The sequence below is a fragment of the Nostoc sp. DSM 114160 genome (assembly GCF_053470305.1).
This window is the reverse complement of the sequence record NZ_JBPFGO010000001.1, coordinates 1560142-1580044: the sequence shown is the minus strand read 5'-3', so window position 1 is coordinate 1580044 and position 19903 is coordinate 1560142. Positions and strand designations below refer to the sequence as shown.

15 protein-coding genes and 3 pseudogenes are annotated in these 19903 nt (G+C 42.3%); 6 read left to right on the top strand and 12 right to left on the bottom strand.

Going from position 1 to position 19903, the window contains the following annotated elements; all coding sequences use genetic code 11:
• The 6 genes from folP to NSTCB13_RS07465 all read right to left on the bottom strand — a co-directional run bounded on the left by folP (position 1) and on the right by NSTCB13_RS07465 (position 7142).
• Positions 1 to 861 carry a dihydropteroate synthase gene (gene folP / locus NSTCB13_RS07490; protein WP_448271836.1) on the bottom strand — a complete coding sequence of 287 codons (861 nt, stop codon included), beginning with the start codon at positions 859 to 861 and terminating at the stop codon, positions 1 to 3.
• A 227-nt stretch (positions 862 to 1088) separates the two neighbouring features.
• Positions 1089 to 2309, bottom strand: a complete 1221-nt coding sequence (gene hpnI, locus NSTCB13_RS07485; protein WP_448271835.1) for a bacteriohopanetetrol glucosamine biosynthesis glycosyltransferase HpnI — start codon at positions 2307 to 2309, stop codon at positions 1089 to 1091.
• A 240-nt stretch (positions 2310 to 2549) separates the two neighbouring features.
• The gene (gene hpnK / locus NSTCB13_RS07480) at positions 2550 to 3464 is read right to left on the bottom strand and encodes a hopanoid biosynthesis-associated protein HpnK (RefSeq protein ID WP_448271834.1); all 915 of its coding nucleotides are present in this window, start codon (positions 3462 to 3464) and stop codon (positions 2550 to 2552) included.
• Positions 3465 to 3477: 13 nt separating this feature from the next.
• Entirely contained in the window at positions 3478 to 4338 is an 861-nt protein-coding gene (locus NSTCB13_RS07475; RefSeq protein WP_448271833.1) for a ferritin-like domain-containing protein, read from the bottom strand.
• Positions 4339 to 4464: 126 nt separating this feature from the next.
• Positions 4465 to 5919 (bottom strand): hopanoid biosynthesis associated radical SAM protein HpnJ, encoded by a 1455-nt coding sequence (gene hpnJ, locus NSTCB13_RS07470; RefSeq protein ID WP_448271832.1) that lies wholly within the window; start codon positions 5917 to 5919, stop codon positions 4465 to 4467.
• Positions 5920 to 6326: 407 nt separating this feature from the next.
• Positions 6327 to 7142 (bottom strand): MBL fold metallo-hydrolase, encoded by an 816-nt coding sequence (locus NSTCB13_RS07465; RefSeq protein ID WP_448273148.1) that lies wholly within the window; start codon positions 7140 to 7142, stop codon positions 6327 to 6329.
• On the opposite strand from NSTCB13_RS07465, the gene NSTCB13_RS07460 reads away from it, so the two are divergent.
• On the top strand, positions 7086 to 7247 hold the full coding sequence (locus NSTCB13_RS07460) for a hypothetical protein (protein ID WP_448273240.1): 162 nt from the start codon (positions 7086 to 7088) through the stop codon (positions 7245 to 7247). The genes NSTCB13_RS07465 and NSTCB13_RS07460 overlap by 57 nt on opposite strands.
• A gap of 342 nt (positions 7248 to 7589) precedes the next feature.
• On the opposite strand, the gene NSTCB13_RS07455 is transcribed toward NSTCB13_RS07460, so the two are convergent.
• The 4 genes and pseudogenes from NSTCB13_RS07455 to NSTCB13_RS07440 all read right to left on the bottom strand — a co-directional run bounded on the left by NSTCB13_RS07455 (position 7590) and on the right by NSTCB13_RS07440 (position 10282).
• A complete protein-coding gene (locus tag NSTCB13_RS07455; RefSeq protein ID WP_448273239.1) occupies positions 7590 to 7751 on the bottom strand; it encodes a hypothetical protein in 162 nt (53 codons plus the stop codon).
• A gap of 108 nt (positions 7752 to 7859) precedes the next feature.
• Positions 7860 to 7952: pseudogene (locus NSTCB13_RS07450) on the bottom strand (SDR family NAD(P)-dependent oxidoreductase); the annotation flags it as partial.
• Between the two features lie 103 nt (positions 7953 to 8055).
• A pseudogene (locus NSTCB13_RS07445) lies at positions 8056 to 8394 on the bottom strand (SDR family NAD(P)-dependent oxidoreductase); the annotation flags it as partial.
• Between the two features lie 232 nt (positions 8395 to 8626).
• On the bottom strand, positions 8627 to 10282 hold the full coding sequence (locus NSTCB13_RS07440) for a B12-binding domain-containing radical SAM protein (RefSeq protein ID WP_448271830.1): 1656 nt from the start codon (positions 10280 to 10282) through the stop codon (positions 8627 to 8629).
• A 339-nt stretch (positions 10283 to 10621) separates the two neighbouring features.
• Between NSTCB13_RS07440 and NSTCB13_RS07435 the strand changes: the two genes are divergently transcribed.
• From NSTCB13_RS07435 to NSTCB13_RS07425, 3 genes are all read left to right on the top strand, one after another.
• Positions 10622 to 12241 carry a cyclic peptide export ABC transporter gene (locus tag NSTCB13_RS07435; RefSeq protein ID WP_448271829.1) on the top strand — a complete coding sequence of 540 codons (1620 nt, stop codon included), beginning with the start codon at positions 10622 to 10624 and terminating at the stop codon, positions 12239 to 12241.
• Positions 12242 to 12300: 59 nt separating this feature from the next.
• Positions 12301 to 12531 carry a DUF6737 family protein gene (locus NSTCB13_RS07430; RefSeq protein WP_448271828.1) on the top strand — a complete coding sequence of 77 codons (231 nt, stop codon included), beginning with the start codon at positions 12301 to 12303 and terminating at the stop codon, positions 12529 to 12531.
• Between the two features lie 1324 nt (positions 12532 to 13855).
• A complete protein-coding gene (locus tag NSTCB13_RS07425; protein ID WP_448271827.1) occupies positions 13856 to 15067 on the top strand; it encodes a sensor domain-containing diguanylate cyclase in 1212 nt (403 codons plus the stop codon).
• Positions 15068 to 15189: 122 nt separating this feature from the next.
• On the opposite strand, the gene NSTCB13_RS07420 is transcribed toward NSTCB13_RS07425, so the two are convergent.
• Positions 15190 to 15777 carry a thioredoxin family protein gene (locus tag NSTCB13_RS07420; protein WP_445628977.1) on the bottom strand — a complete coding sequence of 196 codons (588 nt, stop codon included), beginning with the start codon at positions 15775 to 15777 and terminating at the stop codon, positions 15190 to 15192.
• Between the two features lie 324 nt (positions 15778 to 16101).
• Positions 16102 to 18013: pseudogene (locus NSTCB13_RS07415) on the bottom strand (ATP-binding protein).
• A gap of 328 nt (positions 18014 to 18341) precedes the next feature.
• On the opposite strand from NSTCB13_RS07415, the gene NSTCB13_RS07410 reads away from it, so the two are divergent.
• Complete coding sequence (locus NSTCB13_RS07410) at positions 18342 to 18545, top strand: hypothetical protein (RefSeq protein WP_445628975.1); 204 nt, start codon at positions 18342 to 18344, stop codon at positions 18543 to 18545.
• Positions 18546 to 18947: 402 nt separating this feature from the next.
• A complete protein-coding gene (locus NSTCB13_RS07405; protein WP_445628974.1) occupies positions 18948 to 19802 on the top strand; it encodes a cyanophycinase in 855 nt (284 codons plus the stop codon).
• Positions 19803 to 19903: the final 101 nt, after the last annotated feature.

Below are 19903 nucleotides of genomic sequence, written 5' to 3'. Positions count from 1 at the left end.
CTAGCAATTACCTTGTGTGGCTTGTCTTGATAGGGCATCGGCGACTAATGAAACATCGCGCATTTCTTGAACATCATGAACTCGGAGGATATCAGCCCCATTAAAAATAGCAGCACAACAAGCTGCTGCCGTTCCCCAAACTCGTGCTTTGGGATCTGGTTGATTTAAAATGCGACCAATAAAACTTTTACGAGATGCTCCTATCAAGATAGGACAGTTTAGTGGTGCGAGCGATCGCAAACCGCGAAAAATTTCTAAATTTTGCTCATAGTTTTTAGCAAAACCAATACCAGGATCGATAATAATTTTACCCAGATCGATGCCCGCAGTAGTTGCTGCCTCAATTTGCCGAGCCAAAAAACTATAAATCTCACCAAGCAAATCTTGATAATCAGTCTGTTGTTGCATTGTCTGTGGTGTTCCCCGGATGTGCATTAAAATCATCGGCACACCTAAGTTTGCGACTGTTGCCAACATTTCTGAGTCAAAAGTGCCGCCAGAAATATCATTAATCATATCCGCCCCAGCTTCTACAGATGCCTTGGCTACAGCAGCACGGGTTGTATCTACAGAAATCGGGACTGAAATTTTTGGTCTTAGCACCTGTAGTACCGATAGTACCCGATGGAGTTCCTCCACCAGAGTTATTTGCTTTGCCCCTGGGCGAGTTGATTGACCGCCCACATCAATGATGTCAGCACCAGCAGCCACCAGTGCTTGCGCCTGTACTAAAGCGGTAGAGGTAGTGTTAAACTCACCCCCATCACTAAAGCTATCGGGCGTTACATTTAAAATGCCCATCAAATAAGTCCGCTGTCCCCAATTGAAACAGCGTTCTCGAATTATCAAGTTCCTTGGCATAACCCTGTTTTGTCACTCTTGGAAAACAATAATCGAAGCAAGATTGTGAAACTTTCTGCCAAAACGGGATGCTCCCTAAGGGACTTCCAATTAAAAAAATATTCCGTCGCTTAAAAGGCAGGGGGCAGGGGGCAGGGAGCAGGGAGCAGGGGGAGAGAAAGTCGTATTGATAGGGGTGAAATGGGATAATTTATTTTCTGGAAGTCCCTAAAAGAAAGTTAGCATTGCTATGCGCCCTTATCAATCAAAACCTTGATTGATAATCGATCGTTTTTGTCTTCTGGTACTAATAGCTTTCCATCTTTAGTTAGCTTCAGTTGTTGCCCCCGCCACTCTATAGTGTTGCCAATAAAGCCAAAACACCAAATAACAAAGCTTAATAAGTCGCACCCAAGAACGAGCCAGAAAAACTTTTTGACTATTGGATCTTTCAAACTGATAGTACCAACAACCCAAGCCATTACCAATCTTATTATCCAACAGATAGATAATCCTAGCCATCCTAATATTGAACCATTAGTGGCAATCAACAGCAACAAGCTGGTGACGACGCCATAGGTAAAAATTAGTCCTAAATAACCCCAAGGACGAGAAACTCGTTTACCACGCACCCAACGAATCTGCCGTTTGATGGCATCAACTAAGTTGTTGCTTATCTGTACGTGTTCAACTATGTAGTCAGAAAGTACAACTTTGTAACCTGCTTGGACAGGTAGATAGCCTAGTTGAAAATCATCTGCCAGATAATCAGCGATCGCTTCAAATCCACCGATAGCTTCTAGTACTTTTTTCGGGATGACAATGGTGGAACCAAAGGCAAATTTTATCCCATTTTCTTTAAGGTTGCTGACTAAAACCCCGGCGTGAAATTCAGTAGTAGTACTAATAGCTTCTAATATCGATATCCATCCTTGAGTTACGGTTCGATACATACAGGTAATTACACCCACGTTTTCATCTTGCAACGGCTGGATAACTCTTTGCAAATAGTCACCTCCAACTCGAATATCACTATCAGCAAGGATTAGAATTTCGTATTTAGCTTTGGCTGCGGCATTAGCTAAGTTGCTAATTTTCAGATTTGTACCAATGATGCGATCGCTTACAATCAGCAAAATATCCAAATCTGAAAAATTGTGGATGATTTTCTCTACAATCTCTATGCAAGGGTCTTGAGAGTTTCGTACTGCAAAGATAATTTGATATTTGGGATAGTTCTGCTGACAAAATGAGGCGAGGTTTTCATAAGCATTACTATCAAGTCCACAAATGGGTTTGAGGATACTAACAGGTGGATGAAACTCTCGATTAACTGCTTGGGGAGCAGCAAAAAAAGTTATTGCTGCATAAATTGCATAGCAATAAAACAAAACAGACGCTATGCACAAAATTAGGAGAAAATAACTAGCGATCGCATGAATATTTGTTAAGAAGGTAGATGCAAACATAGCCATTCATTACCAGGCAATTAGTATTAGCATTTTCTAGATTCACTGCCGATAAGTTTAGGATTTTTGTATGTACGTTTAATGGGATTTGGATGACAAAGTTATTACTGTGAATTATGGAAAATCAAATTTAAGTAGTATTAGCTTGTCAAGGCTAAATGTTACAATCAATTTTCTTGTGGGGCGGTTACCCGCCAAGGACGGGCGAGACGCCCATCCCACAAGAGTTTTTCTAATACACTATTCAAGGCTTGACATGCCAGTACGTTGGGATAGGAAATGATGGTTAGTAAGTTCAAAGCCGTTACTCAGGAGCGCTTCGCGTACCTGACGACTTAACAATGCAGCCAGTTCTGCTTCCCCTGTGCTTAGTTCTCCATTGGCGTTGGCAAAGCCCGCACTTCGACAAAGCTCAGTGACCACCGCAGGCATCGCTGGATGAGAGTAAATCTCCACCAAGTTTGCCTGAATCTGAGGTATCAATCCAAGTAAATATTCCTCTGTAATGCCTCCAGTTTGCAATAAACCGTAAACTCTTTGGGTAAAGTTAATACCTTGGGACTTCAGCAATTTCTCACCATAGCGGCGTAGTCTGCCAAATACTCCTGACCAAACTAGTTTTGTCAGTAGATGACTGCGATTCACTCTCAAGGTCATTCCTAGTTCCTCACTGGGAAGACGAATTACTTTAATATCAAATTCTGCTGCCAAATCAACTAAAATACGCAAGACTACTGGATGTATGTGCAAATGCAAATGTCCATCGACATGAGAAAGAGGTAAATTAGTAGAACGGTATTTTTCTAATTGGGCGCGAATTTCTTGGCGCAGTTCTTGATGGGTTTCTTTGACAAATTGATAGCGCAAACCGGCGAAAAATGGACTGTTGGAAAAGTTACCCTGTTTGTCAACTAAATGAGGAATTTGCTCTGGCGGTAAGACAGAACGACCGCATACCAATACAAGATGTAGTCCAATAGCCAGGTTTGGATTTGCTTTTGCCAAAGTCACAGCCTCTTTTGCAGCATCAGCACTCACCATCAGACTGGTACTAGTTAACACTCCTTCTTTGTGTGCTTTGATAATTGCTTGATTAACTCCTTCAGAGAAACCAAAGTCATCACCATTGATGATGGCGAATCGCTGTGCTTGCATAAGTTTTGAATGTTTAAGGTTCCGATAATTGAGCTATTGAATTAGACTGACGCCGAGGTATAAGCCTGAAAGTTGCTAAGGCAGTTTTAGCTAGGTTTGGTATCAGTTGCGGTTGAAGTAATTCTCGATTAAAGACACCAAGCCGTCGAGTATTTTCTTGCAAGCAAGTAGATAACAATAACTCTGGGGTTAAATTATCTATAAAGTTGCTAGCACCGGTAGCTGTGAAACCCTCTTGTTGTTCTTCGTTAGAACCACTAAAGGCTTTAATCTTATCTTGTAAGGCTCTGCTGTAATGTACAAGAGCATTAATTCCCCGTAACCAATTGCTTTTGCCCTCCTGAATTTGCTGGTATGTAACCCAATTCACAAAAAACATGATATGACGAGCTTCTTCATTAAGAACTGCATCGAAGATATCAAATAATGATTCTGGAATGTAGTTGATATGACGACGAGCAAGCCCAAACAAGCCAAAGGCTAAAAAAGAGTCAAGACATTCACCAAAACCAAAGTCAAGGAAGGCGGTTTTAATATTACTAGGAAGTACAGGTTCAGGAGGCGGGGAAATTTGAATATCGTAGCGCTCGATCAGGAATTTAATTAGTTTACCGTGGCGAACTTCTTCCATCCCTTGGAGAGCGATCGCTTCTTTTAATACAGGGTCGCTAATTGTGGCTGCAAAAGCGTTTACCATCACTCCTGCTTCTTGTTCGGTATTGAGTGCTTCTCTCCAAAAAGGAATGCTTCGCAAGCTTTCGAGAGCGACATTATCCAGATTCGGCCAAGGAAGGCTTTCTGGTTCATACTCCAAGTGACTTTCAAGAAAGCTACGACAAAAAAGCTCTTTGTGTTCTTTGCTTCCTATTTTCATGGCTGAATAATTTTTAACTTGTTGATAAGTAGTCAGACAGAATTAATTACACGGTGCGATCGCGATCGCAGTAAATTATTTTTGCATTCCCTTCTGCCTTCTGCCTCCTGCCCTCTGCCTTTCTTGCTAACCAACAACTACTGATTCTGCTTTTGCTGTTGCTTGGGTACGACGATCTTTTAAATAAGAGAAAAATTCCCGCCCTTCACGCAAGCGACGCACTAACATTTGGGGATCGGTGAGCATTTCACCAACAATTGGAATAATCGCTCTGGGACGGAAGTAAAATTTCCGATACATTCTTTCAACTGCATCCTCAATTTCAGCACTGGAGAGATTTGGATATTGCAGTGTAGACATTTGAATTCCAGAACTAGCAACTAAGGAATTGTTGCTAAACCAATTATTTTCTTGTGCTTGGCGATAAAGTTCTGTTCCAGGATAGGGAGCTGCGATCGAAACCTGAATTGTATGCGGACTAATCTCACAAGCAAACCGGACTGTTTCTTCAATTGTTTGTGGGGTTTCGTCGGGTAAACCAATGATAAATGTGCCGTGTACGGTAATGCCAAGTTTATGACAATTTTCCATAAACTTTCGCGCTACTTCTAGCTTGATTCCTTTTTTAATTCCATCTAAAATTTGCTGATTTCCTGATTCAAATCCGACTAAAAGTAGGCGTAAACCATTATCGCGTAGTTTTTTCAGGGTGTCATAATCTAGATTTGCACGGGCGTTGCAACTCCAAGTTAGTTTGAGTCGCCGCAGATGTTCGCTAATGGCGATCGCTCGCTGTTTGTCTATAGTAAATGTGTCATCATCAAACATATATTCCCGCACTTTGTCACCGAAGATCGCTTTCGCTTCTTCCATCTCGCGGCCAACAGCATCGGGGCTTTTTGTGCGGTATAAGTGTCCGCCAATTGTTTGCGGCCAAAGGCAAAAGGTACATTTTGCCGGACAGCCCCGCCCAGTGTAAAAGGAAATGTATGGATGCAATAAGTAGCCAATAAAGTATTTAGTAATATCTAGATCGCGATGATAAATCGGCAATACACTGGGCATCGAATCCCAATCGTGAATTAAGGGACGATCTTGATTATGATGAATATTACCCTGGCGATCGCGATAGCTTAAACCTGTGATTTCTTCCCAAGATTTACCTTCGGCTATTTCTTTGCAGGTATAGTCGAATTCGTGACGACAAACAAAGTCAATGATTGGGTTTTCAAGCAACGTCTGCTCTGGTAATACTGCAACGTGCGCTCCAATCAAGCCAATCTTGACATCAGGGTTTTGAGCTTTGATAGTCTTGGCACACTTGACATCATTAGCCAGGGAAGGCGTGCTGGTGTGCATGATAATTAGCTCGTAATCTTGAGCAATTTCGATGATATCTTCTACTGTTTGACCGTGTGGGGGTGCATCAATAAGCTTGCTACCAGGCACAAGGGCTGCGGGTTGCGCCAACCATGTCGGATACCAGAAAGAAGTAATTTCGCGCTTGGCTTGGTATCGGGAACCTGCACCACCATCAAACCCATCGAAGGAAGGAGGACTGAGAAACAAAGTTTTTTTCACAGGTAGATTTCCCTTTGCAGGTTTTAGCTAACACTTTTTTAGGATAAAACCTAAAGGGCAGCTGATGCGATCGCAGTTCTAAATCATTCATTAAATTTTCTATTTCTCTCTCTTTAGCGAAAAATATTTTTTCTTCTGAGGTATAAATCTCTGCGTACCTCTGCGCTTTACTTTGCGTCCCTCTGCGTTTCAAAATATTATTTGTACCTCACTTAACTGGGAATCGCTATAACCAAGCTTTTGTTGATTTGGAATAATTAGTTTATCGTAAGTTCAAGGGTTTAAGATCCCTACATCTATATGTAGCACCAGTTTCAGTCGGGGTTTAAATCCCCTTCTGAAATGTCTAAAATGTTTGAATTTTGAATACTTCGACAAGCTCAGTACAAGTTTTGAATTTTGAATTGTTAATTTTGCCGTGTTGTACTAGATTGGTCAGCAAATGCTTTGAACTCGACAGCATCATGACTACAAAACAGGCGTATATCTTGATTGCGATCGCTTGATAATGCGCGTAGCCGATCTTGATTGAGCAACCGAGCCTTGCGATCCACTTCCATCATCCATTGGTAGGCGCGTAAACCTGGAGTGCAGCTTTTTTTGGCTGAGTCCATCTCGTGCCGATAAAAATAGGCATCACCTGCGTGGAGAAGCCAACCCTCTGGTGTATCAATGGCGATACCAGCATGACCTCGTGTGTGACCAACAAGGGGAATGAGGAGAATTTCTGGCGGTAGTCCGTCGAGGTTACGCACTGCTTCAAAGCCGAACCAAGGTTCGCCTCCGGCTGAATAATACTTCCAGTGCTTAACCTCATCCCACTGTTGTGGACGAAAGCGCCTTTTGGCAATGAATCCGCGCCGATCCTGGGCGGTTTCCATCTCAGTCTGCATTACGTGTACGGTTGCTTCTGGGAAATCCTCTAGACCACCGGCATGATCGAAATCGAGGTGGGTAAGCACAATATGACGCACATCTCGCGCGGAAAATCCCAACTTTTCAATTTGATCGATTGCTGTGTATTTTTTATCAAACTGGATGCCATTGAAATGAATGAAAAACGGGCTGAGACGGGAGTAAGGCGAGTTGATATCGCGCAGTCCGAAGCCAGTATCAATTAGAACAAGTCCCTGCTCTGTCTCGATCAGCAGACAGTGGCAGACGAGGTGAGCTCTCGGGCCGCGACTGAAGCCATCGAAGAGGGCCCCGCCAATCGGGCACATGCAGCCACAATTGAGATGATGAATTTGCATAAATCCTCCGTTACGACTTTGACGGTCAAAATAAGTAGTGATGCACATCTGTGCATTGGTGTCAACTTAGCGTGAAACCCTTGAAAACCACTCACTTACCATGACTATCCTCGTTACCCCACCCTAACCCTCCCCTTGTAAAGGGGAGGGAACAAGATTTCTCTCGTTCCCAGTCTCAGACTGGGAATGCCGTCCTAGAGGCTCCGCCTCCCTTGCTGGCGGCTCTGCCGCCAAGAGCAACATTTCCAGCCTAGAGGCTGGAAACGAGATTTGAAAAGGCTTTTAGCTGAAGTTGACACCAATGACAGTTGTACGCCCCTACAGATGTACAAATAATTTGGGATAATTTCTTTTTTCCAAGTCCGTTAGCCCAGGCGATCGCACCCTGCTTAAAATGAGTCTTGATTAGGTAGCAAATTAGTTGTTGCCCGATCCTGGCTCACTGAGTTTGCGGTGCAGTTCAGCATTGACTGTATCAGGTAAAACTTTGCTCACATTCGCCTGAAGCTTCGTTTTGAGGGAACCAGCGATGATGTCATCTTTGCCTGCCATCAAAGCTTCAAAACCCTGCTTGGCCACCTCAGCTGGATCGTCCTTTTGATCCGTGCCCACTTTTGTGTCGTCCATACCCGCGCGGTGGAAGAAGTTGGTATCGGTGGGCCCCGGCATCAGGGCGGTGACGGTAACGCCCGTGTCCTTCAATTCGTTGCGTAACCCTTCTGAAAAGGAATGCACAAAAGCTTTGGAGGCGGCGTAGACTGTCTCGAACGGGCCGGGCATCAAAGCGGCAATCGACGACGTGAAAAGGATTCGACCCCTTGCCAAGCTCAACCATATCCTTTACCACCCGTTTAGCAAGATGTACAGAGGACACGACATTTAGATCGATCAGATTGAGTTCGTCCTTTAAATCGGTTTCACGGGCGAAATCACCCCCGACACCAACACCTGCGTTGATGGCGATCGCATCCACTGGTCGCCCAGTTGCCTTAATCTGGTTGTAGAGTGTCTCAACTCCGTCATAGCTAGCGAGATCGGCCTGCACCGTCTCAACTTTAGCACCCAGCTTCTCGAAGGCAATAGCCGCTTCATCAATGCTCGATCCGGTGGCTGTAACTAAAAGATCGAAGCCGTTTTGAGCAAACTGTTTTGCGAGTTCATAACCGATGCCGTTAGAGGCACCTGTCACGACAGCCAAGGGTCGGGTCACTGAACTGTTCATAACCATTAAAAATTCCTATGTAACTGCTCCACACTCGCTTGCTATGGTTTTATTGCTACCAAATAATTGCATAGACTGTGGGCTTTCAACCCTTACAATCTTAGGTAGGTAGCAGTGCGATCGCGTCTTTCCCAGGAAGTATCGCGAGTGTATCTTCAAGGTTACTTTTTTACAGTTCTGTATATACCTCTAACAGACTTTCAGGCTCTCAAAACTTATTTTAATAGTTACCTTAGCTACGAACTTTCGTAACGATTTTCTGGGAATAAAACGAAGCCGATTCTTCATTTTTGGCACAATCTTGGGCAAACTTAATCAAATGGTGTCCAACAAGTCCAACGTGAACTAAGTTTTCAATATTACCTGCTTTTAGTGCTGGCTTGGCCATTTTCCAGAAAGTCTGACGATAGTTACTAAATAAGCCTATCCGCACCAAAATATTAGTTAAATAAGTTAAACCCTTGCGAATATTAGCCGCAGAAGTTCGAGAGGGGCTGTTAGGAACTTCGATGCGATTTGGATAGGTGTGTTCCATATTGTAGGCAAATCGCTGATATAAAAATTCCGGCTCATAAGCAGTTGTAATGCAGCGCCGCCACATCTCAACAACTTGGTCGTAGGGCATCAAAAATTCAACATTTGATTCCCGGTTTTCATCATAGACAAGTCGCCCTTCTGCTTCTAATCTCCGCCATAATGGAGTTCTCGGTAATGCATGAAGCAGGTTAATTGTCAACATGGGAATTTGCGATGCCCGAATAAATTCGAGAATTCGGTCTGCTGTTTCTGGTGTATCTGTATCTAACCCAATAATGATTCCCGAAACTACTTCCATACCATAACTATTTAAAACCTGAATCGCTTTTAAGATTGGCATACTCAGATTTTGGTCTTTGGAAATCGCATGGAGGGCATTTGGTTCTGGTGTTTCGATCCCGCAAAAGATTGTGCAGAAATAAGCTTCGCGCATCATTTCCAGCAGCTTTGGACTTTGAGCGAGGTTAAGGGTTGCTTCACAGGCAAATTGGATGGGATAGCCATTGCGTTTTTGCCAGTCAATCAGATGAGGAAGTAACTTCATGGCGGCGCGGCGATCGCCAACAAAGTTATCATCAACAAAATATACTGCTCCTAAATTGCCAGATTGTCGCATTGCATCTAACTCCGCGACTACTTGCTCTGGCGTTTTCATCCGGGGATTGTTGCCATAGAGTTCGGGAATATCGCAAAACTCGCAGCGATAAGGGCAACCACTGGAAAACTGCACATTTGCCAAGAAGTAATCATTGATATTCAGCAAATGATAAGCTGGGGTGGGAAACTCTGTTAAGGGTAAACGTTCCTTGGTTTCAAAGCGAATTTGTTGTTGGGGACGTTGAGAGTTTTGGTCTAGATATTCGATCATGCGATCGCTAGCATCTCCCAATTCGCCCAAGTGTAAAATATCAAACTCAGGATAATATTCTGGACACCCAGATACGGAAGGGCCGCCGACAACGGTAATTTTCCCGGCTCGATGGGCAAGTTCGTTAATTTGATTAATCTGTGGTTTTTGGATATGCATTCCACTGACAATCACCACATCAGCCCATTGATAATCAGCCCTAGTTGCTGATTTGACATTCTCATCAATAAACCGCACTTCCCATTCTTTAGGTAAGTAGGCAGCCACAATTAAAATACCTTGGGGTGGCATAAAAGCCCGGACACTACCCATCAGTGGGTAAGCATGATGAAAAGTACCAAAGGAACGGCTGTACTTAGGAAAAATACACAGAATGCGTCGATGGTGCGAAGGAACGTAGCGGGTTCCTTGAGTGACAGAAGCGGTTTGAGAATTGCCGGCTACATTAATTTGATTCTCTAAAGACTTTAAATTCACAGTCATTGCAAATTTCACCCTGAAAAACTGAGCAGGTAATTTGACAGTTTCTTGACATAATTAGCTGTAATTCCAACTAGCTTACCAAAGAAAGGCAGAAGGCAGAAGGAATTATAAATGTATTTTTGCTCAAAACAAAGTCCTAAAGATTATAAATCGTCCAATGTTGCCTTCTGCCTGATTCATCGTCATATTTGAAAGGGTATTTAACTGGTAAAATATAAAATCTACCCTCGCAATGCAAATTTGATTGGTTGGCAAACAACTATTATGGAAATCGCGCATGGGACATAAAAAGAGAGATTTTCATTTTTTGTTGTGTCCAACTGGGTATAGGCATCTGTCATGAATTTGATTTACTTTCTTTTGCGTTCTTCGTGGGGGATGGTGGCGATCGCGATCGCTACCGGATTTTTGAGTGGCGGTAGTAGTGCTGGCTTGATTGCCTTAATTAGCCATGCTGCAAGTAGCGGTAATGCTTCCCGCCTCACATCGATAATTTGGGGTTTTGCGGGGCTGGCTATAGTTGCACTAATTACTAGTATCGTTTCTCAAGTGATGCTGATTCGCCTTTCTCAGAATGCAGTCTTGCAATTACGGATGCGTTTAAGTCGTCAGATTCTCGCTTCCGAGTTGAGTCATCTGGAACGCTTAGGGAATCCTCGATTATTGGCTACTTTAACAGAAGATATTCAGGCGGTGGCTAATGCTGTTTATCAGATGCCTTTTATCTTTATTAATTTAGCGATCGTCTTGGGTTGTATAACATATATAACCTGGCTTTCTTGGTTAGTATTGTTGATGGTTTGTGGGATTTCAGTAGTTGCGATCGCTAGTTGTCAGTGGCTACTCAATAGAGGCGGTAAATTACTGACTTTAGCTCGTGAAGATGAAGATCATCTATTTAAACATTTTCGCACCATTACCGAAGGAGTCAAGGAACTCAAACTAAACTACAGGCGGCGTGAAGACTTTTTAGAAAAAAAACTACAATCAACTGCTAACGAGTTTCGCAATCACAACGTTAACGGTCTAAGCCTTTTTGCCATAACTTCAAGCTGGGGTCAACTCATATTCTTTTTTGCTCTCGGTTTTGTATTATTCGTGTTGCCTAATCTGTTTACTATCAATCCCGAAACTCTCTCTGGCTACATTTTGACCTTCACTTACTTGGTGTTACCAATGGATAACATCATTAGTAAACTTCCTCTATTAAGCAAAGCCAGCATTGCTTTACAAAAAATTGAGTCACTGGGTTTATCTCTAGCTAGTCGAACGGAAATATCCACTGTTCCACCTGCTCTGAAATCTGACTGGCAAAAGTTAAAATTTCAAAGTGTCACCCACACTTACTACACAGAGCAAGAAGACAATAGCTTTATTTTTGGCCCCGTCGATCTAACACTTTATCCTCAAGAATTAGTCTTTATTGTTGGCGGTAATGGTAGCGGTAAATCTACATTAGCTAAATTAATTACTGGGCTTTATATCCCAGAAAACGGCGAAATCTGGTTTGATGATGAGTTAATTAGCGAAGAGAATCGAGAATGGTATCGCCAGCATTTTTCCGTGGTGTTTTCCGACTTTTATTTATTTGAAGAACTTTTAGGATTAAAAAATTCTTACTTGGATGCTCAAGCCAGAAAATATTTACAAAAACTGCAACTAGACCATAAGGTGAAAGTTGAGAATGGACAACTTTCTACCACTGCTCTTTCTCAAGGACAACGAAAACGGCTAGCTTTACTCACAGCCTATTTGGAAGATCGACCAATTTATCTGTTTGATGAGTGGGCAGCCGATCAAGATCCAGTATTCAAAGAAATATTCTACACTCAACTTCTCCCAGAACTGCGATCGCGGGGCAAAACAGTACTGGTAATTAGCCATGACGATCGCTATTTTCATTTAGCAGACCGAATTATCAAACTTGACTATGGCAAAATAGAGTACGATAAAACTTAATCTGGCAAAACAATTCATAATTATTAAAAGAATATTTGGAGTTTGACTAAATAAAACTAATGTCTGAACAAAAGCCCATAAATCCTTGGAACTACAAACCTTGCTGGTGTCAACCCTGGTCTATAGTTCTCACAGGTGTAACACTGATTGGTGGTAGCTGGTTACTATTTAAAACTATCTGGCTAACAGTTCTCGTTTCCATCCCAATAGGAACGTGGATGGCATTTTTTGTGTTGTTTTGGCCACAACTAATGATTCGCAGTGGAATTTTAGAGTCGTATAAAGAGTAGTTTGAGCTTAATGTAATGCGGGAAATTAGTCTAGGTAGAGAAAATTATTCCACCGCGTTCGAGAATTTAGCATCTTAGATCGTGTCCAGCTAATTATATCAAGTTCGGGTGATTAAGTAGGTAGGCGTAAATATTTTTCATTGGGATAAGGCAGTCTTGCTGGAGGCTCAGTTGGCAGGAGGGAAGAGGATTTTAGCCTCGTTCATTTTTGTTAATATAGTTTGGTTTTATTTTACCGACCTACTTACTTGTAATAAAATCTATTAATGTAGCGACTGTCTTAAAAGTCAAGCAATTGATTTGTTTGTGAAAATTTATGAAAGCGATGCCTACGATGGTCACTGAGCCAAGTCGAAGTGTGGGCTACGCCTACGCACCTGTGTACTCGATCGCGGTGCGATAAAGTTTGGAGTACCTCAAAACGACTTTTAAGTACCTCAAAACGACTTTGGAGTACCTCAAAACGACTTTGAAGTACCTCGAAACGACTTTGGAGTACCTCAAAACGACTTTGAAGTACCTCGAAACGACTTTGGAGTACCTCGAAACGACTTTGGAGTACCTCGAAACGACTTTGGAGTACCTCGAAACGACTTTGGAGTACCTCGAAACGACTTTGGAGTACCTCAAAACGACTTCGAGGTATCTGTTGCTTATATAGCAGTCCTAAATCATTCGTGACAATTTAAGATCGTTTTAATCCCCTGCCTTGGTCTACCGTGTATATACAAATCCTTCTGACCCCCCTTAATCCCCCCGATGTATTGGGGGGAAACAGGAATCTAGTTCCCTCCCCAATATATCGGCTACGGTGTATACATAAGTCGAATTACCCCCCTTAATCCCCCCTTATCAAGGGGGGAAATAAGAAATCTTGTTCCCTCACCAATACATACGGGGAGGGTTAGGGTGGGGTAAAACCGTGTATTTCTCAGCTATTTCAGACTTGTGTATACACCGTAGCTGCCCTTGGTAAGGAGGGACGGTCTACCACTTCTTCTAAAATACGTATCATATTTGCGTAAGCGTGCAGAGATGAGCAAAACTGTGCTGCAAAGTTAAGCGTAGGCGTAGCCCATCGTAGACATCGCTTAAGCAAATTATGAGAAGAAGTTCTCCTAATCCGTTTCTAATCCTCGGAACTCACGTAGATATAAACAAATTAATGGTATCAAAAACATTAATTCATGATAAAGAACTTTAACAACATAATAAGTTTTGATAATTTTTTGCGAATATTGATATTTTTTAAGATTTCTTTGGGCAAAAGACCTTGTAAGTATCTAGATACTTAAGGAATTTGCACAGGGAAAGTTAGGGTGACATGAACAACAGAGCAAACCAAAGGCATGAAGAACATCATGTAATAAAATATTTCTGTATATTCAACCGAATGTTGATTTTTGTTGCAGAGATATTTATGTTACCCAGCTTTGTAGCTGGAGAGGTAGTACTGCGGTTGTTTCAAAATTTACAATGTCTTAGACTTTCCTGGCTAAGGCGTAGACACTCATCTGTGAAAACCCAACCTGTTCCTCTACCTGACAATGAAGCACAAAGGCTCAAAGCGCTGGCAGACTACAATATTCTAGATACCCTACCCGAACAAGCATTTGATGACCTAACTGCGATCGCTGCCTACATTTGTAAGACTCCAATTGCTTTAATTAGCTTAGTTGATAGCGATCGCCAATGGTTTAAATCTAAGCTTGGACTAGAAAGCAGCGAAATAGCCAGAGATGGGTCTTTTTGTTCCTATGCCATTCTACAACCAGAGGAAATATTAGTGGTTCCTAACGCCCTTAAAGACGATCGCTTTAATAACAATCCCTTAGTCAAAGGTAATCCCAAAATTCGTTTTTATGCTGGTGTTCCTTTAATTACGCCTGATGGTTTTCCAATTGGGACGTTGTGTGTTCTAGATACCATTCCTCATCACTTAAGTTATCAGCAGTTAGATGCACTGCGCCGTCTAAGTCGTCAAGCGATCGCTCAAATAGAACTCATTCAGGAAGTTCGCTACCGCAAACAAGCAGAGATCGAAGGAAGACAGTTATCGCTGACAGATGAACTAACAGGTTTGCATAACCGACGTGCATTCTTGCTGATGGCTGCACAGCAGTTGAAAATTGCTCACCGCATGAAAGTGTTTTGCTGGGTTATCTTCATTGATTTAGATGGACTAAAACAGGTTAACGACACCCTTGGTCATGACATGGGAGATGCCTTGATTATTGATGCTGGTCGATTACTTAAGCAAAGTTTTCGGAACTCAGATATTGTTGCCCGTTTGGGTGGGGATGAGTTCATTGTTTTCATCTCAAGCTACTTTAAGGACGCTGATACTATCCAAGCGCGTCTACAAACAAATATCGCTAACTTTAATCAACAGCAAAACCGTAGCTATAAACTTTCGATGAGTATCGGCATAGAGCGTTACTCACCAGAGAGCAATATGTCACTAGAACAACTAATCGCCAGGTCTGACAAATTAATGTATGCTCAAAAGCGTCTCAAGCGGCAATCTCTTACATAGAATATCCCATTACATAACAGTCTTTAACTACGAATTACGAACTTGTACTGAGCTTGTCCTGAGCGTAGTCGTTGGCGCAGCCTCTCCAAGAGTTGGGCGTAGCCGAAGTATTACGAATTATTTTAATTTACCACCTGGCTCCCATGACTGCGGGGATCGTCTTGATTCGCCGTTGGTGCTACTGGGGCTGAAAATTTGGAAACTTTGCCGCTAGCTTGAGCATAAGGCAGAGAAGAACCAGTAACCAAAGCTTCTAAATTACTAGCCATAATCGTCCGGGGTTGATCGCCGATGGCTTGGGCTATGGTTTCTCCTTGCTGACTCAAAAATACAAAATGGGGAATTCCATCCACCCGATATCTCAGCATTTCCGGCAGCCACTTAGTATTATCTACATTCAGCATGACAAAATTCATCTTGTCAGCATACTCTGTTTCTAGTTGAGTGATATCTGGTGCCATTTTTTGGCAGACAGTACACCAATCAGCATAAAACTCGACTAAAGATGGTTTGCCATTGCTGATTGCTACTTCTAAAGGTGTGGAAGTCTCGCTTAACTTAGCTAGAGTTGCCGAGGTTGTTTCAGTTCGCAATCCTAAGACCAGAGAAACGCTAAGTGCGATCGCTACCATTACAATTAAGAAGTTTCTCAGACGCTTCCCGAATGTAGATTCAGGTTTTTCGGGAGAATTAACAGGTGCAGTACTCATAACAGCAGAATTATTAAAACTTCTTAAGCAATTTCTTCTTTAGTTTAGCTGACTCTAGGCATTCTCCTAAAAAACAAGGCAGGAGGCAGGTGGTCACTGAGCGTAGCCGAAGTGAGGCAGGAGGCAGAAGAGAAGAGGATTTCACTTGTTTGTTCCATCCATAATAGAAGCGATCGTGTCCGTAAACAGCTTTAATCTCGCCAGCATTGGAAGGTTGAACTGTAAATTGGGCATGGGAAGAAGCAAAGGGGCAGAGGGTAAAAACTTACTGCAACTTTCTCCTCTACTCCCCTGCTCCCCTGCCCCATTCGCTATTTACTTCACTTACAAAATTGCTCCAGTTTCCTTCAAATAAACCCGTGTAAATGGTTCATCTTCACCCAAAGTATAATCTTCAATTAACCCTTTGCGACGAATAGAAATATCGTTGCCTTTTTTAATCACCACAGTCGAACCATCGAAAACATCTCGCGCCAAAATCATCTCAGTTTCGGTGGGATTATCCAAAACTACGATATTACTATTTTGGTAAAATATGCCCTGTTCTTCGAGGATTTCTTCAGAATACTCGGCAATTAGCAAATCAAGTTTGGGATGACGTAGCAAAGTTTGAACATTACTGTTGTAATCTTTGCTTAATACTTTTTTCGAGCGATTCACAAAAACGGCATCACGACAAACAGCACCTATTGTCCAGTTGGGATTTTGCAAAAGGATATGGTCAATCGTTGCTTGCAGTTCTTCAACTGAGATTTTGTTAAAGGTCATAATTGGTATCCTGGCATCCGTACCCGACTCAAAAAAGGTTTCTAAAATATGAGAAGGTACATCAACACTTTCACCAACAGAAGGTTTAAGATGCATTAAAACGCCTGGTGCAGCATTGATTTCCAAGATAGCAAAGTTACTGGATTTCCAAGATTCTGCAAGACTTTTGGTAATCACATCAATTCCCAGACAAGTCAGTTGGAAATGTTGGGCAATATCTTGCGCCAAGATAATATTGTCAGCATGAACTGTTGAGGTTGCATCAATGCTCATACCTCCAGCTGAAAGATTGGCAACTTTACGCAGGTAAACAGTGCGTCCTTTCTCAATCACGCTGTCTAATGATAAACGCTGTTCCTCTAGGTAGAGTTCCATCGCTTCATCGATCTGAATTTTACTCATCGGCGAGGTTGGCGTGTCTAAACGTGCAGGTTTGCGGTTCTCTTCGCGAATTAACTCTGCAAGCGTTAAATACCCATCACCCACAACTGATGCGGGACGGCGTTCTGTGGCGGCGACGAATCGACCATTGACACACAACATCCGAAAATCCGATCCTGAGATGCTTTTCTCAACAATTATTCGGGTTTGCTGATTTTCGGGAATCGCTGCCAGTGACCGATTATAAGCAGATATCAGTTCTTTTGAGTCTTGCACATCAGCCGTAACGCCAATTCCTTTGTGACCCTACCACTGGCTTAACTGCCACTGGGTAGCCAATTTCTCTTGCTGCTGCCAAGGCTTCTTTCTCGGTAAAGACAATGCTACCTTCAGGCACAGGGAAACCCAAGGTTTTCAAAAATGCCTTACAATCATCTTTGCGGGTAGTAAACTCGGAATCTAGATGGCTATCACAGTTAAATGTTGTTGCTACCCCCCGGACGTGTTTTTTTCCTAAACCGTATTGCATCAATCCTTCTTCCCACAAATAAAAGGCGGGAATACCTTTTTCATAAGCTGTTCGCAATAGGGCGTAAACCGTGGGGCCTCCGTAGACAGATGCGCGAAATCTATCTTGCAGTCTTACTAGCTGCTCATCAAAGGCAAAGTCTTCGTCTTGGGTAATGGCTTCAAACCAATCCCAAACAAAGTAAATTACCTCTCTAGTTGTGCGTTCATGTAGTGATTGGATGCTAATCCGCGTGAGATTTGGATATGGCTTCACACTCCAGCGGTCAAGGTGTAAATCCATGTCCAATTTTCCGGCTTCGGAGACAACTTGGGCAAAGAGATGGGCATAAGATTCGTAGGTCTGATCGCGAAGATTTGGATAGCGATCGCCAATGCTGGCAATATAATCTTCAATGGGTAAAGGCTCTCTAGAGTCAATTAGAGCAAAATCAAATGCTAGCGCCCCTACATTTAAATAAGGGTTGGGGCCAAGGTAATGCTTGAAGTTGAAAATATCGAATACATCCGTTCTTCTAGCATTAATGCGGACTAATTCACTGCTTTTTTGTAGAACCATTGATTACGAACCTTCGGCTAAACACCCTGAATTTTTAATGCTGAGTTGTAGTTACTCAGACTTATTGATTGTAAATTGACTCAGGTTAATTTTGGAGAGTAACGGCTTTGCCACTGAGCTAATCAGAACCCACGTTAACTTTATTACTAAGCATTTTTAACTATCTTAAGGCATAATTAAATCTTTAATCTTCTGTCAGGAACCAAGAACAGTCAATTCATCCTCATGAATAATTGAAGATATAACCTTTGAAAGGTACAACACTCATCTAAAAATTGTATAAATAGATGTAGGGCATTAAAAAGACAGTATAAAAAGACAGCAAAGTATGAATAGCACACAAGCTGCTCTAAGAGATGAAATTCGAGAACTGGCTGACGAAGCTTTTCACCAAAAGCTGATCTCTGGACATGGAGATGGCCCAGACATGAATGAATATCAAATTGTCTACCAAGGCAAACCCAGGCATCTCCCACTCGAACAAGCACGTTTTTTCTTAACTAACTTGCTTTACAAAAGTCAAGTTCATTAGGACTTGCCATCAGACATCTATTTGCATCCAGCTAGGGTCAATACCAATTACTTACATCGCCCGATAAATCTCCAATCGACCATTAGCAATATAGCCAAAAATGCCTCTAGAAAATACTTCTAGAGGCAGTTGATGTTGTAGATTTTATTTAGCAACTGGAAAATTAATAATTTTTCAGAAGAGTACTTTGGTCTAATTGCGATGTCTAACGACAAGCCGCTTCTGTACGAACGCGAACAGCGTGTCGCAGACAGACGCTTTGCATAGCAAGATCCCCGTATGGGTATGCGTCTACGCAAATGTTAACCCTACTTTTATCAAGTAATCTATCAAAGGGATGATTTGATACATTGAATTGTCATGTTTTAGTGAAATTTATTAACTCAAATCCCAGGGGGCATCATGGTTGAAAGTAATATCAAAAAGCAGTTAGTAATTATTGGGGGAGCCGAAGATAAAGAGGGTGATTCCGTAATTTTGCGGGACTTTGTAAGACGCGCTGGAGGCACAAAGGCATATATTGTAATTCTGACAGCAGCCACAGAACTACCAAGAGAAGTGGGAGAAAATTACATCAGAGTGTTTGAGCGCCTGGGAGCCGAAACTGTTCGCATTATTGATACAGAAACCCGTGAAGATGCAGCTTCATCTACCGCATTGGAAGCTATTAGTAAAGCAACTGGGGTGTTTTTTACAGGGGGAGACCAAGCTCGTATTACCAGCATCCTCAAAGATACCGAAATCGATACGGCTATTCACCAACGCTTTTCTGAAGGCGCAGTTATTGCAGGCACAAGCGCCGGAGCTGCTGTAATGCCAGACGTAATGATTGTGGAAGGCGACTCAGAAACACATCCTCGGATTGAAACTGTCGAAATGGGCCCAGGTATGGGATTTTTACCAGGGGTAGTAATTGACCAGCATTTTTCCCAACGAGGACGCTTGGGACGTTTAATATCAGCTTTGATACTACAGCCTGCTGTCTTGGGATTTGGGATTGATGAAAATACCGCTATGGTAGTGGTAGATAACCAAGTTGAAGTAATTGGTGAAGGTGCGGTTACGATTGTTGATGAATCAGAAGCTACATATAACAATATGGGCGAAATTTTGAAGGATGAGTCTTTGGCGATTTGTGGAGCAAAGCTTCATATTTTGCCACATGGCTTCAAATTTGATCTGAAAACTCGTCAGCCTATCCTAAATAATGGCTCTGTGCCAAATGGCTCTCAACCACTTGCTTCAATTAACACTTAACTTTTAGCAAGTGTATTTAAACTGAAAGTTTTATTGAACAGAATTCAAGAGTCAGAATTCTGAATTCTGCATTCTTCTTCAACTGATTGCTGTAATACCCC